Source organism: Hydrocoleum sp. CS-953 (assembly GCF_002260545.1).
Classification (GTDB): domain Bacteria; phylum Cyanobacteriota; class Cyanobacteriia; order Cyanobacteriales; family Microcoleaceae; genus Trichodesmium.
Genome location: NZ_LGSU01001357.1, coordinates 1 through 10,873, shown reverse-complemented (window position 1 = coordinate 10,873; position 10,873 = coordinate 1). Strand labels below are relative to the sequence as shown.

4 protein-coding genes and 4 pseudogenes are annotated in these 10,873 nt (G+C 37.3%); 4 read left to right on the top strand and 4 right to left on the bottom strand.

The window, feature by feature from the left end; all coding sequences use genetic code 11:
• Positions 1-38 precede the first annotated feature (38 nt).
• A complete protein-coding gene (locus AFK68_RS25945; protein ID WP_094676322.1) occupies positions 39-734 on the top strand; it encodes a response regulator transcription factor in 696 nt (231 codons plus the stop codon).
• Positions 735-1,909: 1,175 nt separating this feature from the next.
• Here AFK68_RS25945 and hemG read toward each other — a convergent pair.
• Positions 1,910-3,198, bottom strand: a pseudogene (gene hemG, locus AFK68_RS25935) (protoporphyrinogen oxidase); the annotation flags it as partial.
• A gap of 1 nt (position 3,199) precedes the next feature.
• The coding region (locus AFK68_RS35555) for an FAD-dependent oxidoreductase (RefSeq protein ID WP_143438269.1) at positions 3,200-3,500 on the bottom strand (301 nt) is incomplete at its 3' end.
• A 1,962-nt stretch (positions 3,501-5,462) separates the two neighbouring features.
• On the opposite strand from AFK68_RS35555, the pseudogene AFK68_RS25920 reads away from it, so the two are divergent.
• From AFK68_RS25920 to AFK68_RS25910, 3 genes and pseudogenes are all read left to right on the top strand, one after another.
• Positions 5,463-5,932 (top strand): annotated as a pseudogene (locus tag AFK68_RS25920) (amidohydrolase family protein); the annotation flags it as partial.
• A 1-nt stretch (position 5,933) separates the two neighbouring features.
• Positions 5,934-6,266 (top strand): annotated as a pseudogene (locus tag AFK68_RS39830) (amidohydrolase); the annotation flags it as partial.
• Positions 6,267-8,376: 2,110 nt separating this feature from the next.
• On the top strand, positions 8,377-8,622 hold the full coding sequence (locus AFK68_RS25910; RefSeq protein ID WP_094676316.1) for a hypothetical protein: 246 nt from the start codon (positions 8,377-8,379) through the stop codon (positions 8,620-8,622).
• 696 nt (positions 8,623-9,318) lie between these two features.
• On the opposite strand, the pseudogene AFK68_RS39825 reads toward AFK68_RS25910, so the two are convergent.
• Positions 9,319-10,109: pseudogene (locus AFK68_RS39825) on the bottom strand (mannose-1-phosphate guanylyltransferase); the annotation flags it as partial.
• A 1-nt stretch (position 10,110) separates the two neighbouring features.
• On the bottom strand, positions 10,111-10,614 hold a 504-nt coding region (locus AFK68_RS39820), incomplete at its 3' end, for a sugar phosphate nucleotidyltransferase (protein ID WP_210407630.1).
• Positions 10,615-10,873 lie beyond the last annotated feature (259 nt).

Here is a 10,873-nt window from a genome sequence, read left to right as displayed (position 1 = left end):
GTTTTATAATACTTTAGTTTATATTTAATATTTTTGTCATGGCCTCTGCAAAGATCCTAGCGGTTGATGACGACCCAGCAATCCGAACTTTAATTCATAGGTATTTGAGTCAACAAAACTATCAAGTAGAGTCTGCTGGAGATGGTAAAACAGCTCTAGAATTATTTAATAAATTTGCCCCAGACTTGGTAGTTTTAGATGTAAACTTACCTGATACAACTGGCTTTCAACTTTGCCAAGAAATGCAAAGGAATACAAATGTCTTTGTTTTAATGCTTACAAGTCTTGCAGATGAGGAGAGTAAAATACAAGGTTTTGAAGAGGGTGCAGATGATTATATTACAAAACCTTTCGGTTTAGTAGAACTAGGCGCTCGTGTAAGAGCTATTTTAAAACGCCAGAGATTAGTTTCGACTCCAGAGGCAGAAATTCTCAAACTTGGAGATTTAGCAATTGACCCCCTTGGTAGAGAAGTTCAAGTGAAGGGAGAATTAATTGCTTTGACGGCGCTAGAATTTGATCTACTATATTGCCTGGCCAGTAAACCTGGTCGTGCTTGGAAGCGGTCAGAATTAATCCAAGAAGTGTGGGATTGTGAATATGTGGGAGATGAACGGATTGTCGATGTGCATATTGGCCAAATACGGAAAAAGTTAGAGCATGAAAATAATAATCTGCCTAAGATTATAACTGTTAGGGGTGTTGGCTATAAGTTAGATATTCTATCGTTGTAGGGAACACTTAACTGGGAACAGGGAATATATTTTCACGCCAAAGACACAAAAAATGATTTTGTAAGTGACTTTTACTTCTCTAGATAAATGTGAAATTAAAGAGCAAGTTTATTTTCTGGAGATATCTGGAGATATCTAATACCATTTCTCATGCATGAATTCTATATATGATTGGGTGGGAAAGTTTGGGNATTCTATCGTTGTAGGGAACACTTAACTGGGAACAGGGAATATATTTTCACGCCAAAGACACAAAAAATGATTTTGTAAGTGACTTTTACTTCTCTAGATAAATGTGAAATTAAAGAGCAAGTTTATTTTCTGGAGATATCTGGAGATATCTAATCCCATTTCTCATGCATGAATTCTATATATGATTGGGTGGGAAAGTTTGGGTGGGGATGTTCCATGCAACGTCCGTACGGGAGAGGTTAAAAGTAGGAAAAACCTATACTAAACGACTAATAATTGTCATGCAACAGACTTTCAATCTTGGTAACTATTTGACCTCTGAAGTCAGGCTGAAGTATAGCATTAATGCATGGTAATTTGTACAATAGTTATAGTTATTCAGCAAAAAACACAACGAACAATTAATAATTAATAATTACCCCTTCTGGAAACGGAATTGATTGGCGCTCTAGGAAATTTTTTTGATTTATCCCATATCGGGGGAGGGTTTAAACCTTAATTGTTGAATGAATAATTAATTATTGACGCTTCAACTCTTAATTATTAATTATTAATTATTAATTATTCGGTAATCCTGTTATAATCTGTAATTTAACAGGAAACTCTAACATCATCTCCGTCATTTTGCATAGGATTCCGTTTGCGCAGCATTTAAGAGAAAAGGAAAGCAAACGGACAGAGATTCTTCAAGAATCTTAGCCCCTCGGCAAGCTAAAAATCATTTTGTAGCCTCCAAACTTTGATAAATCTCAGTCGCTACTTCTGTACCACGACGAACACAATCTCCCAAAGCTACACCACCAATATAATTACTACAAAGATACACACCAGGCCAAGATTTTAAACCATGATTAATCTGATCCAGCCTAGAATTATGACCTAAATTATACTGAGGAATAGCACGAGACCATAAATGTACAGCCAGAACTTTTGGTTGTTCCGCATCTTGCTTTAATAAAGTTTGCCCAAGGTCTTGATGTACNGAACACAATCTCCCAAAGCTACACCACCAATATAATTACTACAAAGATACACACCAGGCCAAGATTTTAAACCATGATTAATCTGATCCAGCCTAGAATTATGACCTAAATTATACTGAGGAATAGCACGAGACCATAAATGTACAGCCAGAACTTTTGGTTGTTCCGCATCTTGCTTTAATAAAGTTTGCCCAAGGTCTTGATGTACTCGTGAAACGATCGCCTCACTATCTAACTGAGAAATTCCTGGGTCTGTTGCACCCCCAATAAAATTAGTAAAAACTTGCCATCCTGGAGGTGTTCTACCAGGAAACAAAGCAGAAGACCAAATAGTACCAAGAGTCCTGATACCTTGACCTCTAGGAATTAAATTACCAAAGCCATCTATCTTTGCCTTAATAGAAGAAACAGGATATGCCAAAACTACACAAGCAACAGTAGGATAATAAAATTCATCGAAAGTAGAAGCAATTTCAGGCAATAAAGGTTTAAATAATTCAGAACAAAAATAAGCAGGAGTAGATAGAGCAATAGTACGAGTTTCTATTTGCTCAGAACCGTTGGGAGTAGAAAATTCTGCTATATAAGTTTGTTGTTCTGTACGACGAATACCAATGAGATGCCAATTTAGTTTTACCGCTTCTCCTAAATAAGTAGCGATCGCCTTTGGCAATGCCTCCAAACCACCCCGGAAAGAACCTAGCTCTCCAGGTTTAGTCTTGGGAATATTAGGATCGGCAGCAACCTTTGACTTAGGATTTCTTTTAGCAGACAAAACAGCACCAGCCAAAAGTCCACCACCAATATCGGCCATTCTCGCTACTCTAGAAAAAGCAGCAGTAGCACTAAGTTGACTAGGGTCTCCAGCATAAACGCCAGAAACAAAAGGTTCTACCAATCGCTGCATCACCTCCACACCCAGATGTCTTTGGAAAAATTGAGATACAGTTTCTTCTCCCCCTTGCTGAGACAGACCAGTACCCACAGCAGGTGGCACAAAACCCAAAGCACCAACTAAAGCGCGTAACTTTCCAGAATCACTCAGTAGCTTAGACTGTAACATCGCCGTTGGACCCATTGGCACTGGTAGTAATTGACCATTCCAATAAACATAGCGAGGTAGCTTACGATCTGCAAAAATTAAATCCTGTTTAAGGCCAACATCTACCGCCAACTTTAGCAGTTCAGGTGTAGGAGAAAAACTATTAGGACCTTCTTCCCAAATAAAATCTCCTTGAGAAACAGTTGTAATATTACCCCCTACTCGATTTTGGCTCTCAGCAACTAAANGTAATTGACCATTCCAATAAACATAGCGAGGTAGCTTACGATCTGCAAAAATTAAATCCTGTTTAAGGCCAACATCTACCGCCAACTTTAGCAGTTCAGGTGTAGGAGAAAAACTATTAGGACCTTCTTCCCAAATAAAATCTCCTTGAGAAACAGTTGTAATATTACCCCCTACTCGATTTTGGCTCTCAGCAACTAAAATCTTCAAGGGTGAATTATTACTTAATTTTGTGAGTTTGTGGGCTAAACTCAACCCACTAATACCTGCACCCACGACTAAGACATCTAACACTTCTGTCATTTGTTCCTAAATATTCAGTTCTGCTATAAATTAAAGCTGTGGAATTTCACCACAGCTTTAGAGTGAACCTCTAAGACCGAATTAGTAAATTAAGGTCTGAGATTCTACGGAAGTTGTGTCCAATTCCTCAATCCAATTTTCAGACACAATGTGCAACATTTAAGATATCCCAGTCTGATTCTTCTAACACAATCATTTTTTTTCAACAACCTATATAGTTCAAGTTAGGACCTAAGTAACTGGCCTAAACACAAGTAAAATTTTTTAGTTCTCTATTATTCTCAATATTCTCACAGAATAATGTAGAAAAAAATTTTTCCAAAACACTAATAAACCCCGTCCTCACATTATTCAACCTGATTCGATCGCCGTCGCAGTAACTATCATAATTTAGTGTTCTATAATACCAGCAACATTCATAGCAGTGGACTTATTTTAGCTGCTGCATACAATTTGCACAATGCTGCTTATAGAACCCATGAAAGGATCTATTTAAAATTATAGATTGAGAGTAGGCGCGATTTCCGTGCCGGAATGCTCCTAATTACGCGGAAAGCGACAGCATTCGGTTTGCGCAGCATTCCGCAGGAAACGAAATCACCCGTACAGGATAAATGGGGAACTTAGAGGAGGTAGTCGGAAGAATAGTAAGAGTGATTTTTCTCTAAATATTTAGCATTTTTTGCTAAATTTTTGAACCTTTTTGATCTAAAAGATTGAATAACAAATATTTTAGATTGTTCAATTTTTATTTTCATACCTTTATTCACCAACGTCATACTTTAGCCTTTTTGAACCGAAAAAATTGCCAGCTTTTAGGTTAAAAAAGCTTAAAAAGTTATAATTTTGACTAGACAAAGACAAGGAGAGAAAAATTAAGGGAAAATTATTCGGACTACCTCCTCTATATAGCTCAAGTCAGAAGTTAAATTCGCAGTATGGAGTGAGTTTGAGAATCTAATAATGTCTCATTTGATTTGAATAAAAATGGAACTTTGGAATATTTCTGCAATTGACCAACACGCTCATAATTTGTTGCAACCAGAAGCGATCGCTCGTTATCCTTATGCTGCTGCTTTTTCTGAAGCTCATCATACCGATATTATTAATTATCATGCCCGTCATACCCTATTTTATCGTCGAAGTTTAAGGGATATGGCAGACTTATTAAAATGTGAACCGCAAGAGTCAGAAATATTAGCTAAACGAGATAATTTAGGCTTAGAAAATTTAACCAAAACTTGTTTTAATCCTGCCAACCNATCGCTCGTTATCCTTATGCTGCTGCTTTTTCTGAAGCTCATCATACCGATATTATTAATTATCATGCCCGTCATACCCTATTTTATCGTCGAAGTTTAAGGGATATGGCAGACTTATTAAAATGTGAACCGCAAGAGTCAGAAATATTAGCTAAACGAGATAATTTAGGCTTAGAAAATTTAACCAAAACTTGTTTTAATCCTGCCAACCTTGACACAATTTTGTTAGATGATGGTTTTCTCCCAGAGGAAATTTTACCTTGGCAATGGCATCAACAATTTGTAGGGGTAAAACGATTATTAAGAATAGAAAACCTCGCCCAAAATCTCATTCCCCAAGTGAATAGTTTTGCCGAATTTTGGGAAAGATTTAGAGCAGAAATTGACCCCCCTCCTCCAGAAGTAGTTGGTTTTAAAAGTATTGCAGCTTATCGTACAGGTTTAGAGATTCAACCTGTAACAGTAGAATTAGCAAAATCTCAATTTAATGCTATTAAAAAAATAACAGGAGAAAAACCACCACGTCTGAGCGATAAATCTTTTATTGACTTTTTAGTAATCCAGACATTAGAAGTAGCTGCCAAACATAAAATTCCAATACAATTTCACACAGGAATTGGCGACCCAGACTTAGATTTACGTTTATCAAATCCTCTACATTTACGATTTNGTAGAATTAGCAAAATCTCAATTTAATGCTATTAAAAAAATAACAGGAGAAAAACCACCACGTCTGAGCGATAAATCTTTTATTGACTTTTTAGTAATCCAGACATTAGAAGTAGCTGCCAAACATAAAATTCCAATACAATTTCACACAGGAATTGGCGACCCAGACTTAGATTTACGTTTATCAAATCCTCTACATTTACGATTTTTGTTAGAAGATAATCGCTTTCGTAATGCTCCGATTATTTTATTACACGCTTCCTATCCTTATACCCGTGAAGCTGGTTATTTAGCATCAGTTTATCCTAATGTTTATATAGGTTTTGGGTTAGTAATACCTTCCTTAAGTGTGGCTGGAATGAGAAGTGTAGTCAGAGAATTAATGGAGTTAACGCCTATTAGTAAATTGATGTATTCTTCCGATGCTCATTTGATTCCTGATTTGTATTATTTAGGGGCGAAATGGGGGCGAAAAGTTTTGGGAGAAGTGTTAGATGAATCNTCCTATCCGTATACCCGTGAAGCTGGTTATTTAGCATCAGTTTATCCTAATGTTTATATAGGTTTTGGGTTAGTAATACCTTCCTTAAGTGTGGCTGGAATGAGAAGTGTAGTCAGAGAATTAATGGAGTTAACGCCTATTAGTAAATTGATGTATTCTTCCGATGCTCATTTGATTCCTGATTTGTATTATTTAGGGGCGAAATGGGGGCGAAAAGTTTTGGGAGAAGTGTTAGATGAATCAGTGAAAGATGGAGATTTAACTGTTAAGGAAGCTGAGGAAATAGCTGTGGATATTTTACGCCGAAATGCTTGTAATATTTATCATTTATAAGTAGATATTTCTGCCCTAATAAGGCTGTGGAAATTCTCAAAAAGACAACAATCTATCAGGGGAAAATATTCTAACGAGATTTGTCTTAAAATGACTAGGCTATTTATATAGTAAAGTTTCGAGCGCGGTGGAAAATTACCAATATTTTCATTTTGTGAAGCTCCTGAAAAAAATCCTGGATTATCGGTGGCATCCTCACAAAAATTGTGATAGAATAAAATTTAACTGGAGTTATTCGCCTATAAGTATGACTTTTTATTCAATCAAAGAGCAGAGATATAGAAATCCGTTCCGCTTCGCGATCGCCTAATCAGTTACCAATTGTCAGCTTTCTGGTTAAATTACCAATATTGAAAGACGGATAAAACATGGCAAAGGGATAGAACTCCTTTCCGCTTGGCGTTGACGGAGCAAGTGCGGCACCTATATTGCTCTTTCCATTAGACATCTTCAGAAAAGAGAGAGTAGGGAATGGTGGGAGATGTCTATTGAGTGGAAAATCACCAACATTTTCATTTTGTGAAGCTCCTAAAAAAATCCTTGATTATTGGTTGTATCGTCACAAAAATTGTGATAGAATAAAATTTAAGTGGAGTTACTCGCCTATAAGCATGATTTTTTATTCAACTAAAGAGATTAGAGAGAGATATAGAACTTCCTTCCGCTTCGCGATCGCCTAATCAGTTACCAGTTGTCAGCTTTCTGGTTAAATTACCAATATTGAAAGACGGATAAAACATGGCAAAGGGATAGAACTCCGTTCCGCTTCCTAATCGCTCTTTTTATGAGACATCTTCAGAAAAGAGAGAGTAGGGAATGGTGGGAGATGTCTATTGAGTGGAAAATTACCAATATTTTCATTGTGTGAAGCTCCTAAAAAAAAGCAGGATTTTAGGTGGCATCCTCACAAAAATTGTGATAGAATAAAGTTTAACTGGGGTTACTCGCCTATAAGCATGATTTTTTATTCAACTAAAGAGATTAGAGAGAGATATAGAACTTCCTTCCGCTTCGCGATCGCCTNAAAAAAAGCAGGATTTTAGGTGGCATCCTCACAAAAATTGTGATAGAATAAAGTTTAACTGGGGTTACTCGCCTATAAGCATGATTTTTTATTCAACTAAAGAGATTAGAGAGAGATATAGAACTTCCTTCCGCTTCGCGATCGCCTGATCAGTTACCAGTTGTCAGCTTTCTGGTTAAATTACCAATATTGAAAGACGGATAGAAAAATGACAAAGTGATAGGACTCCGTTCCGCTTCCTGATCGCTCTTTTTATGAGAAATATTCAGAAAAGATAGAGTAGGGAATCGTGGGAGATGTCTATTGAGTGGAAAATTACCAATATTTTCATTGTGTGAAGCTCCTGAAAAAAAGCAGGATTTTAGGTGGCATCCTCACAAAAATTGTGATAGAATAAAATTTAAGTGGAGTTACTCGCCTATAAGCATGATTTTTTATTCAACTAAAGAGATTAGAGAGAGATATAGAACTTCCTTCCGCTTCGCGATCGCCTAATCAGTTNACTCGCCTATAAGCATGATTTTTTATTCAACTAAAGAGATTAGAGAGAGATATAGAACTTCCTTCCGCTTCGCGATCGCCTAATCAGTTTTCAAGCAAAATTTACTCCCTTAAGTAAAAAAAACTACTGCCATAGAAGTTTTTGTCAGGTTGCGCTGTCTCTTAACCCAACCTGTTAAGGCAATTAGGAAGTAATTTATAAATGGTAGAAAAATATATACCAGTATTGTCAAATTTGGCTTTGATGAATTTTTGAATTAAATTCCCTAAAAGAAAATTTTTAACTGCCTAAAATTCTCTACAGTTTCTTAGGTGAAAAGATATCTTAAAAATCAATAAAACTCCCGGTTATATTTCTGAAGCAAGAAATAAAATCAGAGAAAGATAATTGCAGGGTAAAAAAAGTAAAAATAATATTGCAGGGTAAAAATAGCAAATAAATGAGGTAATCAAATATTAAAGACAATCAATACAATTACAACTAGACTATTTGTTAGTATTACAGCTTTTGCCTTAATAGTTAGTTCTTTACCTAAAGAAGTAAACCCAGGAACAGGAGATGGAGGTAGCACAGGTTGGAGGAAAGTGAGTAGCACAGATATCGTAAGCTGTGAAAAGAATGCTAAACAAGAAATGGATAGATTAGTACAACAAGGGGCAATCCAAAAAATTCCTAGTTGGAACAGTCGCTTTAAAAAAGGAAATAATACTGTTTTTAATGTTATCTGTACTAATGATGGTCGATGGGTAAGGGTTGACGTAACTTGTTTTAATCAATGTGCAGAAGGCTTTAGTCGTATTCGCAGTAAAATAGGAGCACTTCTAGTATAGTAAATTAAAGCATTGAAGTCTTTGTAGGTTGGGTTGAGGCAACGAAACCCAACATATATATCAAGACGTATTAAAGTTAGGAAATCCTACTATTAATATTCTGATGTTTTTTTCAACCAAAATATATTCCCTTAACTAAAAAAAACCTACTACCATAAAAATTTTTGTTGGGTTAAGCGACAGCAGAAGCCAACCTACAATTATCTTTATCTATACGGAGCTTAGTCNAAAAAAACCTACTACCATAAAAATTTTTGTTGGGTTAAGCGACAGCAGAAGCCAACCTACAATTATCTTTATCTATACGGAGCTTAGTCTTTGTAGGTTGGGTTGAGGCAACGAAACCCAACATATATAGCACAACGCACTAAAGTTAGGAAATCCTACTGTTAATATTCTGATATTTTTTTCAACCAAAATATATTCTCTTATAGCGCTTTTCAAAACAAGCAAAATATGGTAGGGACGTTCCATCCTATTCCCTATTCCCTTCTTCCATATAAGTTTTTGTTGGGTTGCGCTGTTGCTTAACCCAACCTACAACTATTCCCTCATTCTTCCCTATTCCCTATTCCCTATTCCCTATTCCCTTCTTCCATATAAATTTTTGTTGGGTTGCGCTGTCCCTTAACCCAACCTACAACTATTCCCTCATTCTTCCCTATTCCCTATTCCCTATTCCCTATTCCCTTCTTCCTACAATAAATCCTTAAACTTAGGATGATTAGCCAAACTCTTCAAAACCTTCTTAATATCCTGCGATCGCTCCTTTTTCACAATCAAAGTCACATTCCCATCCCTAACAACAACCACATCCTCCAAACCAATAGTTACAATGGCATCATCATCACTAGAAGCATAAAAAATCGACCCCTCAGTATCCAAACCCAAATGATTAGCCAACTCCACATTCACATTATCACCCTTAACCAAACGTTCCAAAGCATTCCAGTCACCCAAATCATCCCAACCAAAAGCCACAGGTAACACAAAAGCCTTCTCAGTCTTCTCCATCACCACATAATCAATACTCTTCTTCTCCAACTGAGAATAACCCTCAGCACCCATAGCCTCCAAAACACTCATTATTGTCGGAGCATACTTTCGTAACTCAGCCAACATCCCCCCCACCCTAAAAACAAAAATACCGCCATTCCAACTAAAACGCCCCGTTGCCAGAAACTCCTCAGCCTTTTCTCGGTCAGGCTTTTCCGTAAACCGCGCCACCTGATAAACCTCAAACCCACCAAAATTTCCTGCCTCTTTTCCCTGTTCAATATATCCATAGCCAGTAGAAGGGAAAGAGGGCTTAACACCCAGGGTAACAATAGCCTCCTGGTTAGTAGCCAATTCGGCTGCCGCCTCCAGGGTCTTCTGGAATACTTCTGGCTCACCGATCCAATGGTCAGCCGGAAAAAATCCCACAACTGCATCTTCCCCATAACGACGTGCCGTTTCTATTGCTGTCCAGGCAACAGCAGGAGCAGNCCCACCAAAATTTCCTGCCTCTTTTCCCTGTTCAATATATCCATAGCCAGTAGAAGGGAAAGAGGGCTTAACACCCAGGGTAACAATAGCCTCCTGGTTAGTAGCCAATTCGGCTGCCGCCTCCAGGGTCTTCTGGAATACTTCTGGCTCACCGATCCAATGGTCAGCCGGAAAAAATCCCACAACTGCATCTTCCCCATAACGACGTGCCGTTTCTATTGCTGTCCAGGCAACAGCAGGAGCAGTATCCCTTCCTTCTGGTTCTGCCAATATATTTTCCTGTGGCATCTGGGGTAACTGTTGTGCCACACCTTCGGCCAACATTGCCGAAGTCACAACCCATAAACCATCCCAACCATTAGATAATGGGATTAGTCTGTCTGCTGTTGCTTGTAACAAACTTTTACCAGTACCATCAAGAGAAAGAAACTGTTTGGGCCGATGCTTACGACTCAGAGGCCAAAAACGTTCTCCTTTTCCACCAGCAAGAATAACAGGTATCATCAGATTCTAGATTACTTAATAGACTTAGATAATTCCATCTTAAATTCTCATTGCCAGTTTCTCCCAAATTTTCCCACTATTAAGTAGGGAGATTTTTGTAGAGATAGGGTCTAAAACTATAACGTCTTAGTTTCAATCATCATCTAACATAATTTGGCAATTGAAATTTTAATTTGGGAATTCTTGATAAATAAAACCCCTTCTACTAACTCCCAACCTATCCTATTACAATGTTGATTCTCAGTATTTATATGATTAT

What these genes read in the sequence shown, in the direction of transcription:
- AFK68_RS25945 (WP_094676322.1), top strand. Translation starts at nt 39, where the DNA reads ATGGCCTCTGCAAAGATCCTAGCGGTTGATGACGACCCAGCAATCCGA.